This is a genomic window from Nonomuraea diastatica (assembly GCF_004349015.1).
Taxonomy (GTDB): domain Bacteria; phylum Actinomycetota; class Actinomycetes; order Streptosporangiales; family Streptosporangiaceae; genus Nonomuraea; species Nonomuraea diastatica.
The window spans coordinates 1-15,494 of sequence record NZ_SMKP01000032.1 but is presented as its reverse complement, the minus strand read 5'-3'; the positions used below and the strand labels follow the sequence as shown (position 1 = coordinate 15,494).

16 protein-coding genes and 1 pseudogene are annotated in these 15,494 nt (G+C 71.4%); 10 read left to right on the top strand and 7 right to left on the bottom strand.

From position 1 onward, the window contains the following. Positions 1-32: 32 nt before the first annotated feature. Genes E1294_RS57725 through E1294_RS13815 form a run of 3 tightly spaced genes read right to left on the bottom strand, consistent with a single transcriptional unit; the run spans position 33 to position 2,500 of the window. Positions 33-599: a GtrA family protein gene (locus E1294_RS57725; protein WP_342775050.1), complete on the bottom strand. Its 567-nt coding sequence runs from the start codon at positions 597-599 to the stop codon at positions 33-35. Continuing rightward, positions 592-1,341 (bottom strand): class I SAM-dependent methyltransferase, encoded by a 750-nt coding sequence (locus E1294_RS13820; protein ID WP_246083006.1) that lies wholly within the window; start codon positions 1,339-1,341, stop codon positions 592-594. The genes E1294_RS57725 and E1294_RS13820 overlap by 8 nt, the downstream gene beginning before the upstream one ends. Beyond that, positions 1,331-2,500, bottom strand: coding sequence for an NAD-dependent epimerase/dehydratase family protein (locus E1294_RS13815; protein ID WP_132508499.1), 1,170 nt, complete (start codon positions 2,498-2,500; stop codon positions 1,331-1,333). Before E1294_RS13815 ends, E1294_RS13820 begins: the two co-directional genes overlap by 11 nt. 267 nt (positions 2,501-2,767) lie before the next feature. Between E1294_RS13815 and E1294_RS13810 the strand changes: the two genes are divergently transcribed. From E1294_RS13810 to E1294_RS13800, 3 genes are all read left to right on the top strand, one after another. Continuing rightward, entirely contained in the window at positions 2,768-3,019 is a 252-nt protein-coding gene (locus E1294_RS13810) for a hypothetical protein (protein ID WP_132508497.1), read from the top strand. Between the two features lie 71 nt (positions 3,020-3,090). Further along, positions 3,091-3,702 (top strand): TetR/AcrR family transcriptional regulator, encoded by a 612-nt coding sequence (locus E1294_RS13805; RefSeq protein ID WP_132508495.1) that lies wholly within the window; start codon positions 3,091-3,093, stop codon positions 3,700-3,702. A 12-nt stretch (positions 3,703-3,714) separates the two neighbouring features. After that, a complete protein-coding gene (locus E1294_RS13800; protein ID WP_132508493.1) occupies positions 3,715-5,196 on the top strand; it encodes an FAD-dependent monooxygenase in 1,482 nt (493 codons plus the stop codon). A gap of 36 nt (positions 5,197-5,232) precedes the next feature. Here E1294_RS13800 and E1294_RS58000 read toward each other — a convergent pair. The 3 genes and pseudogenes from E1294_RS58000 to E1294_RS13785 form a co-directional block, all read right to left on the bottom strand. Then, positions 5,233-5,292 (bottom strand): annotated as a pseudogene (locus E1294_RS58000) (hypothetical protein); the annotation flags it as partial. Between the two features lie 408 nt (positions 5,293-5,700). After that, positions 5,701-6,522: an SAM-dependent methyltransferase gene (locus E1294_RS13790; RefSeq protein ID WP_132508490.1), complete on the bottom strand. Its 822-nt coding sequence runs from the start codon at positions 6,520-6,522 to the stop codon at positions 5,701-5,703. Positions 6,523-6,608: 86 nt separating this feature from the next. After that, on the bottom strand, positions 6,609-7,571 hold the full coding sequence (locus E1294_RS13785) for a GlxA family transcriptional regulator (protein ID WP_132508488.1): 963 nt from the start codon (positions 7,569-7,571) through the stop codon (positions 6,609-6,611). 71 nt (positions 7,572-7,642) lie between these two features. Here E1294_RS13785 and E1294_RS13780 point away from each other — a divergent pair, with 71 nt between their 5' ends. Together E1294_RS13780 and E1294_RS13775 are read left to right on the top strand one after the other, a co-directional pair. Continuing rightward, complete coding sequence (locus E1294_RS13780; protein WP_132508486.1) at positions 7,643-8,911, top strand: MFS transporter; 1,269 nt, start codon at positions 7,643-7,645, stop codon at positions 8,909-8,911. 24 nt (positions 8,912-8,935) lie between these two features. Then, positions 8,936-9,595, top strand: coding sequence for a peptidyl-tRNA hydrolase (locus E1294_RS13775; protein WP_132508484.1), 660 nt, complete (start codon positions 8,936-8,938; stop codon positions 9,593-9,595). Here E1294_RS13775 and E1294_RS13770 read toward each other — a convergent pair. Then, a complete protein-coding gene (locus tag E1294_RS13770; protein WP_246083005.1) occupies positions 9,585-10,547 on the bottom strand; it encodes a DUF3616 domain-containing protein in 963 nt (320 codons plus the stop codon). The genes E1294_RS13775 and E1294_RS13770 overlap by 11 nt on opposite strands. Positions 10,548-10,717: 170 nt before the next feature. On the opposite strand from E1294_RS13770, the gene E1294_RS13765 reads away from it, so the two are divergent. The 5 genes from E1294_RS13765 to E1294_RS13745 form a co-directional block, all read left to right on the top strand. Further along, the gene (locus E1294_RS13765) at positions 10,718-11,479 is read left to right on the top strand and encodes a hypothetical protein (RefSeq protein WP_132508480.1); all 762 of its coding nucleotides are present in this window, start codon (positions 10,718-10,720) and stop codon (positions 11,477-11,479) included. A gap of 38 nt (positions 11,480-11,517) precedes the next feature. Continuing rightward, entirely contained in the window at positions 11,518-13,464 is a 1,947-nt protein-coding gene (gene ftsH, locus E1294_RS13760; protein WP_132508478.1) for an ATP-dependent zinc metalloprotease FtsH, read from the top strand. A 66-nt stretch (positions 13,465-13,530) separates the two neighbouring features. Next, positions 13,531-14,151 (top strand): DUF937 domain-containing protein, encoded by a 621-nt coding sequence (locus tag E1294_RS13755; protein WP_165977264.1) that lies wholly within the window; start codon positions 13,531-13,533, stop codon positions 14,149-14,151. Positions 14,152-14,167: 16 nt separating this feature from the next. Further along, positions 14,168-14,749: a Maf family protein gene (locus E1294_RS13750; RefSeq protein ID WP_132508475.1), complete on the top strand. Its 582-nt coding sequence runs from the start codon at positions 14,168-14,170 to the stop codon at positions 14,747-14,749. 10 nt (positions 14,750-14,759) lie between these two features. Next, positions 14,760-15,494 (top strand): EI24 domain-containing protein (locus tag E1294_RS13745; protein WP_246083004.1); only part of this gene is annotated, 735 nt, incomplete at its 3' end.

Below are 15,494 nucleotides of genomic sequence, written 5' to 3'. Positions count from 1 at the left end.
AAGAAGGGCGGCAACCTGGTCTACGGTTACCGCTATTTGCGCGTGGTGCTCGGCACCTGGCTCCGGGAGCGCCGCGGCACCGCGCCGTCAGGGTCCTCCGCGCCGTCCGCCTCCGCCTCCGCCTCGCCTTCTTCGTCCGCCTCGCCGGCGGAGCCCGCGCGGGGGTCGGCGAAGACGAAGTAGTGGAAGAAGCAGAACTTCGCCATGAACAGGACGCCGTAAACGCCGAGGAAGACCGCGCCCACGAACAGAACGCGCGCTCCGTCGGTGGCGAACAGCCGGGGCCCGACATCGTGGGCGACCCCGGTCGCCCACGTGGAGAGCAGCAGCCCCGCCACTGACGTCAGCCAGAACGGCAGCAGCTCGCGCAGCACCCGGGGACGTCCCCTGCGCCGCCACGCCCAGCGGGCGAGCACGTAGTTGGTCACCGCGCCCAGGACCCAGCCGGCCACCGCGGCCGGCTGGGCTCCCAGCAGCTCCTGACCGTAGGTCACCAGCAGCGTCACCTCGCTCACCACGGCCGCGAGCACGGAGCCGAGCGTGTAGCGCGTGAAGATGCGTGGCAGTGCGCCACGGAGGAAGCGGTGGAGGTCAATCACGGCCGGTGCGCTCCCCGTCGTGCGGCACGCGGAGCACGCCAAGCACCGACTGGCCGAAGGGGATCGGGAGCACCCGGTCGAGCACCCGGGTGACCGGCACGATGACCTTGTCGTACAGGCCGACGGCGCCCGCCTTGGGCGAGCCCGCCTTGCCCATGCGCACCGCGGCCCACCAGGCGAGCCCGCCCAGCAGGTTGACCGGCCTGGCCAGCGTCACGCCCAGTCCGGCGCGGCGGGCGGCGTCGCGCAAAGTGGCGGGCGTGTAGCGGCGGAAGTGGCCGACCTTCCGGTCGAACTCTCCGTACAGGCTCATGTAGGCGGGCACCCACAACACGATCGTGCCGCCAGGCGCGACGGAACCGGCCAGCAGGGTGAGGATCGCGGCGTCGTCCTCGAAATGTTCGAGCACGTTGATGGCGATCACCGTCTCGACCGGGCGCTCCAGCTGCGCGCCGGAGGAGAGGTCGAACTGCATGGCCTCGACCTCGGGGGCGCTCGCGAAGCGCTCTTTCAGCAGCGCCACCGCGTCGGGGTCGACGTCGGTGACGACCAGCCGGTCGAGGCCGGTGAACTGCGCGGCGAACTCGCCCAGCCCGGCACCGACCTCCAGCACGCTGCGCCCGCAATGGGGGGCGATCAGGTCGTACTGGTAACGGCGGTAACGGGGCTTGTCGGGGCCGCCGTCCTCGCGCTCCGCCGTACGGCCGGTGGCGCGGGCGAAGGCTCCCTCGTCAGCGCTCACTGGTCCGCTCCGCCCCCGGGCTGCGCCAGTTGACGCCCGGCATGAGCGCTGCCTCACGGACCCGGTCGACATGGCGCTTGGCCACGTCGAACAGCGACGTGATGAGCGTGTCGGACAGCATGTGCGGAACCAGGCCCAGCTCCACCAGGCCCGTGTGGGTCACCTTGTAGTAGTGCTCCTCCTTCTCGACGCGGGGGTTGTCGAGGTTGTCGATGGTCACCTCGCCGGGGAAGGACTCGGAGACCGTGGCGGCGATGTCTCTGACCGACATGGACTCCGTCATCTGGTTGAACACCCGGAACTCACCGCGCTCTGCCGGGTTTTCGCAGGCGAGCTGGATGCAGCGGACCGTGTCGCGGATGTCGATGATGCCCCGGGTCTGGGTGCCGGAGCCGTAGACCGTCAGAGGATGGCCGAGCACCGCCTGGATGACGAACCGGTTGAGCACGGTGCCGAAGACGGCGTCGTAGTCGAACCGGGTGGCCAGCCGGTCGTCGAGCGTCGTCTCGGGCGTCTCCTGGCCGTAGACCACGCCCTGGTTGAGGTCGGTGGCGCGCAGGCCCCAGATGCGGCAGGCGAACTCCATGTTGTGGCTGTCGTGCACCTTGGACAGGTGGTAGAACGAGCCCGGCCGCTTGGGATAGAGCACACGGTCCTTGCGCCCCTTGTGCTCCAGCTCCAGCCAGCCCTCCTCGATGTCGATGTTGGGCGTGCCGTATTCGCCCATCGTGCCGAGCTTGACCAGGTGGATCTCCGGGTCGATCTCGGCGATCGCGTAGAGCAGGTTGAGCGTGCCGACGACGTTGTTGGTCTGCGTGTAGACCGCGTGCTTGCGGTCGATCATCGAATAGGGGGCGGCCCGCTGCTCGGCGAAGTGGACCACGGCGTCGGGGCGGAACTCGCGGATCATCTCGTACGTGAAGTCGGCGTCGGTGAGGTCGCCGATGAACATCTCGATGGTCTTGCCGGTCCGCTCCTGCCACGCCGTGACGCGCGTGTGCAGGGACTCGATCGGAACGAGGCTGTCCACGCCGAGCTCGAGGTCGTACTGGCGGCGCACGAAGTTGTCGGCCACCGCCACCTCGTGGCCGCATTGCGACAGGTGGAGAGCCGTCGGCCATCCGAGGTATCCGTCGCCGCCGAGGACCAAGATCCGCATAAATCCATCCTGACTTGTTGTAGACGCATCCGCATCCCGCGGTCCTGCGTCGGTGTGTCGCCTACGGGTTGTCCGCAGCTTGCAGCTAACCAGCCTTATCACACGCTAAACGGGTTCTCATTAATTGAGCATGACTTCTCAGGCTGACTTTGATGGTCCGACGATGTTATGTGTTCTGCGCACCGTACCGGGTTCTGGAGAGACGTTGTGCTGAACATGGAGAGTGTCTCCTAGGTTTCTCGAACACAAGTTCGTATAATGGTCGGCATGGATCTCAGTCCCGAAGAACTTCCCGAGCTCTGGAGGCCGCCCATTGTGGAGCATGCCGCGACGATCCGCGCTGGTGAGGCGCGCTATCTGCTGGCCTGGGGCGACGACGCCAGGGGTGCACGATGGGGCTTTCTGCTGGGGCCCCCGCAGTCGCGCGACCGGCGGGCCCGGTGGGTGCACTGGGCTGAGATCCGCCCGGTCGCGGGAGAGGACTACAGTGCGGTCCCCGTCACGGACCCGCTGCTGTGAGACTCGTCTCTCCTTGAATTATGCGAGATCAGAAAATTTGCGCAATCCGCACATTTGTCTAAGCTGCTCTCATGAGCGGGCTGAGAGAGCGGAAGAAGCGTGCCACACGTGAGGCGCTGATGGCAGCCGCGCTCCGGCTCGCACTGGAGCGCGGGCTGGAGGGCGTCCGCGTCGACGACATCGCCGCCGAGGCCGGCGTCTCGCCCCGGACGTTCAACAACTACTTCGCCGGCAAGCACGAAGCGATCGCCGCCCGCCACACCGACCGGATCGAGCGGTCGGTGGCGGTGCTGCGCGCGCGGCCCCCCGAGGAGACGCTCTGGGAGGCGCTGACGGAGGCCATGGTCGAGCCGTGGGAGCAGCACGCGGGCGACGCCCACTCGCCGCCGCCTCCAGAGGTGCTGGCGAGCATCCGGATGTTGTCCAGGGAGCCCGCGCTGCGGGCCGAGTCGCTGCGGGTGGCCTTCGCCGCCGACGGCGCCCTGGCCGCGGCCATCGCCGAGCGCACCGGCACCGACTGCTCCCGTGACCTCTACCCCCACCTCGTCGCCGGCGCCGCGACCGCGGCCGTCCAGGCGGCCGTCGGCCACTGGCTGCGCGCCGACCCGCCGATCCCGCTCGCACCGCTGCTGCGCGACGCCCTGCGCGCGCTGGCGGCCGGGCTGCCCGCCCCGTCCACCTGAGGAGCCCGTGACATGGACAGTGACATTGACATTGACGGCGACTTCGACGTCGTCATCGCCGGCGGCGGTCCCAACGGGCTGATGCTGGCCTGCGAGCTGAGCCTGGCCGGGGTCCGGCCGCTCGTCGTCGAACGCCTGCCACACCGCAGTGACCAGCCCAAGGCCAACGGCATCGTCGGCCAGGTCGTGCGGCTGCTGCGCCGGCGTGGCCTCGCCGCTGAGGAGGCCCCGGTGCGCGCGTTCGTGTTCGGCGCGCTGCCGCTGGACCTGTCGGGGCTCGACGACAACCCGCTCCACGGGCACGGGATCAAGCAGTCCGGGCTGGAGGAGCTGTTCGAGAAGCGGGCGGTCGATCTGGGCGCGGAGATCCGGCGCGGGCACGAGCTGACCGGCTTCGACCGGGACGCCGCGGGCGTCACGTTGCGCCTCGAAGGGCCCGCGGGGCCCCACGTTCTGCGCACCCGCTATCTGGTCGGTTGCGACGGCGCGCACAGCACGGTGCGGAAGCTCGCCGGCATCGGCTTCCCGGGGGTGGTCACGGCCGACGTCGTGAGCCGCGCCGCCCACGTCAGCGTCCCGGGTGCGGTGCTGCGGATGGAGCGGGCCGAGGTGGAGGTGCCGGGGGCGGGCACGTTCGGGCTCTACGCCTGGCACCGCACCGAGCGCGGCGCGTACGCGATCATGCCGGCGGGCCCGGGGACGCTGATGATCAGCGTGATGGAGTGGGAGCCCGGCGCGCCCGGCGACGACGTGCCCATGACCGTCGAGGAACTGCGCGCGAGCCTCGCCCGCGTGACCGGTGCCGACCTGCCGCTGGCCGGCCCCGGCGGTGCGGGCCCTCACCTGCTCAGGCGGCTGAACGGGCGCAACACGCGGGTGGCCGGGCGGTACCGCGCGGGCAGGGTGTTCGTGGCGGGCGACGCCGCGCACGTCCACTCGGCCATGGGCGCGCCCGGGCTCAACGTGGGCCTGCAGGATTGCGTGAACCTGGCCTGGAAGCTCGCGGCCCAGGTGCGCGGATGGGCGCCGCCGCGGCTGCTCGACAGCTATGAGGCCGAGCGCCGCCCGGCCGCCGAGCGGGTCGCCCTGCACACGCAGGCCCAGCTCGCGCTGGCCGCTCCCGGGGCCGAGGTCACGGCGCTGCGCGCGGTGTTCGGCGAGTTGCTGGACGACGAGGCGGCCCGGCGCCGCATCGCCTCCCTGCTGGCCGGCTCTGACGTGGTCTATCCGATGCCCGCGCCGCCGCATCCGCTGCTCGGACGCTTCCTGCCCGACCTGCCTGCCGGGCCTGCCGCCCGCGCCAGGCCGGTCCTGCTCGACCCGGCAGGGCGGCTGCGGGTGCGTCACGGGCGGGTCGACGTGGTGGCGTCCGAGGGCCCCGATGCCGTGCTGGTGCGTCCCGACGGCTACGTGGCCTGGGCCGGCACGCCCGGCGAGACGCTCGACGAGGCGCTGAGGACGTGGTTCGGCGAAAGCCTGGAGGTGGCGGCGTAGCGCGTCGCGCGTCAGCTCGGGCGTCATCCGCTCGGGACGGAGCACGGCCGCGAGGGTGAGCCCGTCGATCAGCGCGGCCAGCCGCCCGGTGTTCACCCCGGCGTCCGTGCCCGCGGCCGGTGCCGGGCGATGCCGTCGACACGAGCCTGCGCGTGCCGTCGTACACCTCCCGCGCCAGCGGCTGGAGCTCGGGCCGGGTGCGGGCCGCCGTCGTGAACGTCCAGGTCGGTGTGGCCCTCGAAATAGTGCCGGACCGAGCCGATGGCCAGCCCCGCCTCCCTCGGCCACATTGCGCAGCGACGCCTGCTCGAAGCCCGCGCGCCGCACGACGCGGAACACCGCGTCCACCACTTCGTCCCGGCGGGCGCCCGGATCGACGACTACGGCCCTGCTCGGCGTCCCCTTCGGGGCCGTGCGCGCCGCCACCACCGAGGTGTTCCCGAAGGGCGGCGTCCTGTGGCAGCCGTGTGCCCTGCGCGCGGGACCAGCGCTGAGCGACCCGGCTCAGGCGCGGCCGACGCCGGCGAGGATGCCCGGCCTGACGTAGTCGTACGGGCCTTCGGGGGAGGCGTCGGGCGTCCAGTCGGCGACCGGGACGACCCCGGGGCCGATCAGGTCGAGACCGTCGAAATAGGCGGCGATCTGGCCGTGATCGCGGCCGGCCAGGCCGCCGGCGGCGGTGCCGCGGTAGACCGACTGGCCCGCGTCGGTCACGTCGGCCGCGGCGTTGCCCGCGTACAGGTGCGAGAGCACGAGATGGCCGCCGGGCCGCAGCCGCTCCCTGACGCGGGCGACGATCCTGGCGGCCTCGTCGTCGTCGGGCACGAAGTGCAGCACCGCGACCAGCAGGACCGCGTACGGCTCGGCCATGTCGATGCGCCCGGTGACGCGCGGGTCGTCCAGGATCGCGTCGGGGTCCCTGAGGTCGCCCTCCACCGCGACGACGTCGGGGTCCCTGGCCAGCAGCGCACGGGCGTGGGACAACACGATCGGGTCGTTGTCGACGTAGACGACGCGGGAGCCGGGGGCGTGCCGGTGGGCCACCTGGTGCACGTTGTCCTGGGTGGGCAGCCCGGCGCCGATGTCGACGAACTGGCGCACGCCGGCCTCGGCGATCACGCGCACCGCCTGTCGCAGGAAGGCGCGGTTGGCCAGCGCGATCTGCCGGGTGTCGTTGCCCATCCGGCGGCCGATCTCGATCATCTTCTCGGCCGCCTCGCGATCGGCGGGGAAGTTGTCGCGGCCGCCGAGATAGTAGTCGTACATGCGGGCGACACTGGGGATGTGAGGGTTGATCTCTGAAGGTAAGCGGTCAACCTCGGCCATGTCACGATCCTTCGGACGTCGATCTTTGGCGCCGATTCTAGGCGGGGAACCTGCCGGGATCCGGGGGCCCTGCGGCGATCGGCCGATCAGGTGCGCCGGAAGGTACGCCGATAGGCCAGCGGCGCGACGCCCACGGCCGCGTGCAGGTGCTGGCGGAGCGAGACCGCCGTGCCGAAGCCGGCCCGTCTGGCCACCTCCTCCACACCCAGGTCCGTCGTCTCCAGCAGGTGCCTGGCGTGCTGCACGCGCTGCCGGTTGAGCCACTTGGCCGGGCTCACGCCGCTCTCCTCGCGAAAGCGCCGGGTGAACGTGCGCACGCTCATCCTCGCGTGCGTGGCCAGCGCGTTGAGGTCGAGCGGGGTGTCGAGGTTGGCCAGCATCCAGGCGCGGGTGGCCGCCGTGCCGTCGCCGTCGCCGTCCGGGAGCGGCCGGTCGACGTACTGTGCCTGGCCGCCCTCCCGCCAGGGCGGCATGACGCAGCGGCGGGCGGCGCGGTTGGCCACCTCACTGCCGTGGTCGCGCCTGATCACGTGCAGGCACAGGTCCATGCCCGCCGCCACCCCGGCCGAGGTCAGTAGGTCGCCGTCGTCCACGTAGAGCACGTCGGGATCCAGCTTCACCTGCGGGAACAGCGCGCCGAAGCGCGCCGCCTCCAGCCAGTGCGTGGTGGCCCGCCGCCCGTCGAGCAGGCCCGCGGCCGCCAGCACGAACGCGCCCGTGCAGATCGACATCGTGCGCGTCCGTCCATTCCGTCCGGCGCGCAGGGCCGCCGACAGCCGCTCCGAGATCGTGCCCTTCACCAGCGCCCGGCCGCCGTGGATGCCCGGCACCAGGACCGTGCCGGCCGTGTCGAGCACGTCGAGGTCATGGTCGGGCTGCACGGCGTAGCCAGCCGAGCAGCGCACCGGCATGCGGCCCTCGGAGCAGGTCACCACCTCGTAGAGCCGCTCGCCGTCCGCGTCGCGGGCACTCACGAACACCTGGCCGGGCACGCCGAGGTCGAGCGGGGCGAAGTGGTCCAGCACCACGACCGCGATCCGATGGGCCATGGCTGGATTCTTTCACATATTGGCTTTCCGGCCACTCGTGGCCGCTTGAGGAGGTCGATCAGGATGGGCGCATGACCTTGAGCACCACCCCCACCCGTCGCGGGCTGCACCGGGCCTGGTACGTCGCGGCCGTGGCGTTCGTGACGATCCTCGGCGCGGCCGGCTTCCGCGCCACCCCCGGTGTGCTGATCACCCCGCTGCGGAACGAGTTCGGCTGGTCGGCCGGCACGATCTCGCTGGCCGTCTCGATCAACCTGGTGCTCTACGGCCTGACCGCGCCCTTCGCCGCCGCCCTGATGGACCGCTTCGGCATGCGCCGCGTGGTCGCCGTGGCCCTGCTGCTGATCGCCTGCGGCAGCGGGCTCACCGTGCTGATGACGGCGAGCTGGCACCTCCTGCTGCTCTGGGGCGTGCTGGTCGGGCTCGGCACGGGGTCGATGGCGCTGGTGTTCGCCGCGACGGTGGTGGACCGCTGGTTCGTCCGCCACCGCGGGCTGGTCACCGGCGTGCTGACCGCGGGCGGCGCCACCGGGCAGCTCGTCTTCCTGCCCGTGCTGGCGCAGCTCGCGCAGGGTCCGGGATGGCGGTTCGCCTCGCTGACCGTGGCCGCGGCCGCGCTGGTCGTGGTGCCGTGCGTGTGGTGGTTGCTGCGCGACCGGCCCGAGGACGTGGGCACCACGGCGCTGGGCGCGCAGCCCGGCGCCGTGCGTGCGGCGCCCAGCACGGCCAACGCCGCCGTCAGAGCCGTCACCGTGCTCGCCGCGGCGGCGAGGACGCGGCCGTTCTGGTTGCTGGCGGGCGGTTTCGCGATCTGCGGAGCCAGTACGAACGGCCTGGTCGGCACCCACTTCATCCCCGCCGCGCACGATCACGGCATGGCCGAGCCGGTCGCCGCCGGCCTCCTGGCGGTCATCGGGATCTTCGACATCGTGGGCACGGTCGCGTCCGGCTGGCTGAGCGACAAGATCGACCCGAAGGTGCTGCTCGGCGTCTACTACGGGCTGCGCGGGCTCTCCCTGATGGTGTTGCCCGGCCTGTTCGCGGCCACGACCGAGCCGAGCATGCTGATCTTCATCATCTTCTACGGCCTGGACTGGGTGGCGACCGTGCCGCCCACCGTCGTCCTGTGCCGGCGCGTCTACGGAGCCGACGGAGCCGTCGTGTTCGGCTGGGTGTTCGGCGCGCACCAGGTCGGGGCAGCGATCGCCGCGTTCGGAGCCGGCCTCACCCGCGACCACCTGGGCGCCTACGACCTCGCCTGGTACGCCGCCGGCGCCCTCTGCCTGGTGGCCGCCGGCATGTCCCTGGCGATCGGGCATGCTAGGGAGCGACGAACCTGAGCAAGCGATGACCTCTTGAGAGCGATGAGCACCGAGCTGTACGTCCTGCCGCTGGTCGTCAGGATCGAGCGGGCCGCGCCCCCCGAGCGCACCGACGCCCTGGAAGCCGCCGCCATGGCCGTGCTGAGCCTGCTGGCCGACCCGGGCGAGTGGGCCGCCGAGCTGCACGCCTGGCAGTCCACCGGCAGGATCCGCAAGGTCGTGCGCCGGGCGCGGGGCGCCGAGTGGCGGCGGGCGCTCGCGCTGCCGGGGCGCACGATCGGGCACCGCACGGCGGAGATGCGCGTGCATCCGCCGGTGCCGCTCGACGACTGGCCGAGAGACCTCGCGCGGCTGCAGGTGTCGGGCACCGAACTGGCCGACACCGCCGAGCCGCCTCCCGTCGGGCCCCCGATCCTGTGGGAGAACCCCAAGCTGGAGATGTCCGCGGGCAAGGCCATGGCGCAGGCCGGGCACGCCGCTCAGCTCGCGTGGTGGGCCTGCGACGCGGGCGAGCGTGCCGCCTGGCGGGAGCGCGGGCTGGCGGTGTCGGTGCGCCAGGCTCCCGCGCAGGGCGACTTCGACGCCAAGGCGGCCGCAGGGCTGCCCGTGGTGCGCGACGCCGGGTTCACCGAGATCGAGGCGGGTTCGTGCACGTTCGTCGCGGACGCGCCCTGGCTCGCCGGGCGCTTCTTCAGAGCGTGAACACGTCGGCCAGCACGCCGCCGGCCGGGGTGATGCGCGCGGGCGACGGGCTGTCGTAGACGACCATGACCCGGCCGCCGGCCAGCAGCGCGAGCCCTTCGGGGTGGTCGCAGCCGGCGCCGTACGGCAGTTCCAGCACCGTCTCGAGCTCGTCGGCGGGAACGACGTCGCGGCGCAGGCCCGGCCGCCAGCGGACCAGGCGTACGGGCCCGTCGAGGCTCATGGTGGGCCCGGCGAGCACCAGCAGCGAGTCGCCGTCGGGGCACAGGTCCCGCACGCCCAGCCCGTCCAGGTCCAGGAAGTGTTTGCGGTACGGCTCGCGCAACCGCAGCCGCCCGCTGCCCGCGTCGTCCAGCCGCAGCTCCAGCACGACCGCCCAGCCCCGCAGCACGGGGCCGCGCAGCCCCAGGTAGACCTGCTCGGACACGACGGCGATGCCTTCGACGTCGAACCCGTTGTCCTTGCCAGGCAGATCGAGGAACGCCCCGAGGTGCCGGTCGTCGCGCAGGTGCGCGGTGAGGCCCTGCCCGCCGGACAGGATCGCCCCCCGGCCCGGGGTCTGCTCGTCGAGGAGCGGCAGGCGTACGAGGATGAAGCGGTTCTCCTCCCTGACCACCGTGGCCAGCCGGTCGGCGGCTTTGGCGGGGTCCTTCGACTTGACCTTCTTGCGCTTGAGGCTGTGCGAGCCGGCCAGCCAGAGGTGGCCGTCGGCGCGGGCGAGGCCCTCGATGTCGGCTTCGTCCACGGGTCCGGCCGGGAGGTCGACGTAGTCCGCCAGCTCGAACGTGCGCTGGGCGCCGAAGTGGTCGCCCGTCCACGCCAGGTGCTCGAACGTCGCGGTCTCGTCGCCGGCGATCCAGAGCCCCGTCGCGCTCTGCCTGATTGCTGAGAGATTTGTATGGGTTTGGGCTGCTCTGGAGGCTTGATCGAAGCGAAGCTCCACCTGTTCCACGACGCCATGATTGCACTTCGGTCGCTTCGAGGACGCCATGGCGGGATATGTCGTACGCTCCGCTCGTGCTCGATGGGGAAGATGTGATCAAGGGTTCCCGCGTGAGAACCGCTTCCAGACCTTGGATCCCTGATTCTCCGCCCAAACGCTCCCGCATCGGTGATCTCCGCATGCGGGTGGTGTACCGGGGGCTCGCCGTGGCCGTCGCCGTCGTGGCCGTCGCCGTGACGCTGGTCGTGGCAGTGCTCCCGTCAGGGCCGGACGAGGTCGCGGCGGGGCCGGTAACCGCGCCGCCGGCCGCACCGTCCTCGTCCGGCCCTGCACCTTCTCCCGAGGCCGGCGAGCCCGTCCAGGCGGCGAAGGCGTCACCCACTCCCGGCGCCTCGCTCCCGCCCGGCTACACGGCCATGGAAGCTCTGTACGCCGACCCGCGCGTCCCCAAGCTGACCCCCAAGGTCAAGAAGATCGAACCGCGCCCGCCCGCCAGGCGGGTGCTCAAGGACCGGCGCACGGGGCTGGCCGTGCCGAGGCTGGGCCTGCCGTGGAAGGCGCACAACCCGGCGCCGTTCACCACCAAGCAGGTGCTGCCCAGGCAGCGCGGCACGAGCCTGCGCGGGATCCTCGTGAGCTGCCCGCTCCCGATCATGGAGCAGAAGTCGCCGCGCGACACGGCGCTGCTGGCCGCCCGCTGGACGCTCAACCACCACCCCCAGGGCTCCCGGATCACCTGGCTGGCCGCGCAACCGGTCAAGCGCGGATGGATGCTGATTTATCGGGTCAAGTACGGAAAACACTCCTCCCGCGCGGCCGTCGTCGTCATGGACGGGGGAATGCGCAAGCCAGGCCTGGCGTTCGTCACAGTGCCTGACACGCAGCGAAAGCACTGGTCCGATGTCGGCCGCATGGCCGCAGGGGTGCGTGTCCTAGGCTAGAAAGATCATTGAATGCGGCGATTTGGGGGAGTGACGCCGTGGAACGCTCTGGAGCGCCGCAGGCATCCGACAACGGCAAGGGCAAGCCGCCCTGGCGCTCGGAGGGCCTGCCCGGCACACCCGGAGGGCGACCCAAGATCAACTGGTGGCGGTTCGCCGTCACCCTTCTCGTCGTGTACGCGGCCTTCTTCGTGGTCTCGTCGTTCGTCGACAGCGGCTCGGTCGAGACGATCTCGTACACCGAGTTCACCAAGCAGGTGAACGCGAAGAACGTCAAGGACATCTACGCCGAGGGCCTTTCCGTCGAGGGCGACCTCAGGGCGGCGGCGAAGAACCCCGAGAGCAACGAGTCCTACACCAAGTTCGCCACCGAGATCCCGGCCTTCGCCAACACCGACCAGCTCGACCAGCAGCTGGCCGCCGGGCAGGTCGAGATCACCTCCAAGCCGATCACGCGCGGGTTCTTCTCCAACCTGCTGCTGTCGCTGCTGCCCGTGCTGCTGCTGGCGGGCCTGTGGATCTGGATCATGCGGCGGGGCGCCAGCATGATGGGCGGCGGCGGCCTGGGCGGGCTCGGCAAGTCGAAGGCGGCCAAGCCGGTCGAGGCCGGGCAGGTGCGCGTCACGTTCGAGGACGTCGCGGGCATCGACGAGGTCGAGAACGAGCTCGTCGAGATCGTCGACTACCTCAAAGACCCCGGCAAATACCGCAGGCTGGGCGCGAAGCTGCCCAAGGGCGTGCTGCTCGCGGGCCCTCCCGGCACCGGCAAGACGCTGCTGGCCAGGGCGGTCGCGGGCGAGGCCAAGGTGCCGTACTTCTCGGCCAGCGCCTCCGAGTTCATCGAGATGATCGTCGGCGTGGGCGCCTCACGCGTGCGCGACCTGTTCGAGGAGGCGCGGAAGGTGGCGCCGTCGATCGTGTTCATCGACGAGATCGACGCCATCGGCCGGGCCAGGGGCGGCGCCGGTGGCGTCGGCGGGCACGACGAGCGCGAGCAGACGCTCAACCAGATCCTCACCGAGATGGACGGCTTCTCCGGGGCCGAGGGCGTGATCGTCATCGGGGCCACCAACCGCCCCGAGATCCTCGACCCGGCGCTGCTGCGTCCCGGGCGCTTCGACCGTACGGTGCAGGTGGGCCTGCCCGACGCGGCCGGCCGCACCGCGATCCTGGCGGTGCACACGAGGGGCGTGCCGCTCGACCCCGAGGTCGGCCTCGACCAGCTCGCCAAGACCACCCCCGGCATGACCGGCGCCGACCTGGCCAACCTCGTCAACGAGGCGGCCCTGCTCGCCGCCAAGCGCGGCAAGGAGAAGGTCGCGACGGCCGACTTGACCGATGCGCTGGAGAAACTGCAGCTCGGCGCGGCCCGCAGCATCGTCATGCCGGAGGAGGAGCGCACCAGGACCGCCTTCCACGAGGCCGGGCACGCGCTGCTCGGGATGCTCCAGCCGGGCGCCGACCCGGTCAGGAAGATCTCCATCATCCCGCGCGGCCGGGCGCTCGGCGTCACGCTGTCCACACCCGACAGCGACCGCTACGCCTACGACGAGCAATATCTCCGCGGGCGCATCACCGGCGCGCTCGGCGGCATGGCGGCCGAGCAGGTCGTGTTCGGCGTGATCACCACCGGCGCCGAGAACGACCTCGAACAGGTCACGATGATCGCCCGCGGCATGGTCGGCCGCTGGGGCATGTCGGAGAAGATCGGCCCGCTGACCATCCTGCCCAGCGACGGCCAGCAGCCCCAGGCCTCGCCGGTCACGCTCGCCATGGTCGACGAGGAGGCGCGGCGCATCGTGGACGAGTGCTACGAGCGCGCGGTCCAGGTGCTGAGCGAGAACCGCGACAAGCTCGACGCGATCGTGGAGGCTCTGCTGGAGCACGAGACCCTCGACGAGGCCGGGGCGTACACCGCCGCGGGCCTGCCGAGCCGGTCCACGGACACCGCCGGGAGCCGGCCGAGGGAATTTTCCGAGAATTAGGCAATCCGGACGTTGACGTCGATCGCGGCCGGGGCAGATGTTCGGACAACGATCGGGGGACTTGTCGTGACACTGACTGACGAGCTTCTCGCCGGGCTCGGAGACTCAGGGCTGGAACAGGTCGCCGGGATGCTCGGCACCGACCCGGCCACGGCCCGCATCGTGATCCAGGCCGTCGCTGGCACGATCATCGGTGGCATGGCCCGCGACGCCGAGCACCTTGACGGCGCCGACGCCCTGCTCAGCGCGCTGGACGACCACAAGGACACCGACCCCTTCAACGGCGACGTGGCCTCGCTGACCCGCGACGGCCACAGCATCCTCGGCCACGTGTTCGGCGGCCAGGGCACCGAGCGGGCGGCGGCCGGGCTGTCGCAGCTCGCCGCGGTGCACCCCGGAGCCATGATGAAGTTGCTGCCGCTGATCGCCCCCATGATCATGTCGCTGCTCGCCGACCGCGCCGCCGGGCGTGGCCTGGACGCGCGCGCCCTGGCCGACGAGCTCGACCACGAACGGTCCACCCTCCCCGAGAAGCTGGGGGACCTCGTCACGACCCTGCTCGACGGCATCTTCGGCGGCATGCCCGCGCAGCGGACCAGCCCGTACGACACGGCGGCCCTCACTCGCGGCCGCAGGAACGCGAGCAGGCGTGAGATCACACCGGGCACAGCGACCCCCGACTGGTGACCGGTAGGCTGTGCGAGTGATCGTTCTGGCCTCAGCATCCTCCGCCCGCCTGGCTCTCCTGCGCAGTGCTGGCCTCGACCCCAAGGTCATCGTCAGCGGCGTGGACGAGGAGGCCTATTCGGCATACTCTCCGGCGGCGCTCAGCCTGGTGCTGGCCAAGGCCAAGGCCGAGGCGGTCGCGAGCGGGCTGGACGAAGGGCTGGTCATCGGCTGCGACACGATCCTCGAGCTCGACGGCCGCCCCTACGGCAAGCCGGCCACGCCCGAGGAGGCCCTGGAGCGGTGGCGGCTCCTGCGGGGCCGCACGGGGCGGCTCGTCACCGGTCACTGCGTCATCGACGTCGTCGCCGGCCGGCAGGCGGCGGAGAGCGCCACCACCGTGGTGCACTTCGGCCGGCCCTCCCCCGAGGAGATCGCCGCCTACGTCGACACCGGCGAGCCGCTCGGCCTGGCCGGAGCCTTCAGCATCGAAGGGCGCGGCGGATGGTTCGTCGAAGGGATCGAGGGCGACCACGGCAACGTGCTCGGCATCTCGCTGCCGCTCCTTCGAGACCTGTTCGCGGAGCTCGGCTACGCGGTGACGGACTTCTGGCGTTAGCCTGCCGGACATGCGATCAGTGCGCGACTTCTTCTCCGGCGTGGGCTTCTTCCTCCAGGGGTTCGGCTGGGTCTCCCGTAACGGGCGATGGTGGTTGTTCGGGCTCGTCCCGGCGGTCATCGCGTTCGCCGTCTATGTGGTCGCGCTGATCTTCCTCGGCACCAACGCGACCGACCTGGCCGCGTTCCTGACGCCGTTCGCCGACTCGTGGAGCTGGCGGGAGGCGTTCCGCGCGCTCGTGGGCGTCGCCCTGTTCCTCGGAGGGCTGGCGCTGGCGGTGCTGACGTTCGTCGCGCTCACGCTCGCGATCGGTGATCCGTTCTACGAGAAGTTGTCGGCGGCGGTCGACGTGCTGGAGACGGAGGACGAGCAGCCCTGGTGGCGCACGCTGCCGCGGTCCATCCGCGACAGCCTGGTCACCCTGCTCTACATGCTGCTCTTCGCGGTTCCGCTATTCGCGCTCGGGTTCGTACCCGTGGTGGGGCAGACGGTGGTGCCGGTGCTGGGAGCGGCCGTTTCCGGATTTTTCATGACAGTGGAGCTCACCACGCTGTCCCTGGAACGGCGCGGCATGGCCCGCAAGGAACGCTTCGCCCTCCTCCGCGCCAACAAGGCCGCCACGCTGGGATTCGGGGTGGCCGTGTTCCTGCTCTTCCTCATCCCGTTCGTGGCGGTCATCGCCATGCCCGCCGCCGTGGCCGGCGCCGCACTCCTCGTACGCACCCGCCTGGCTCTGTCTCTTATA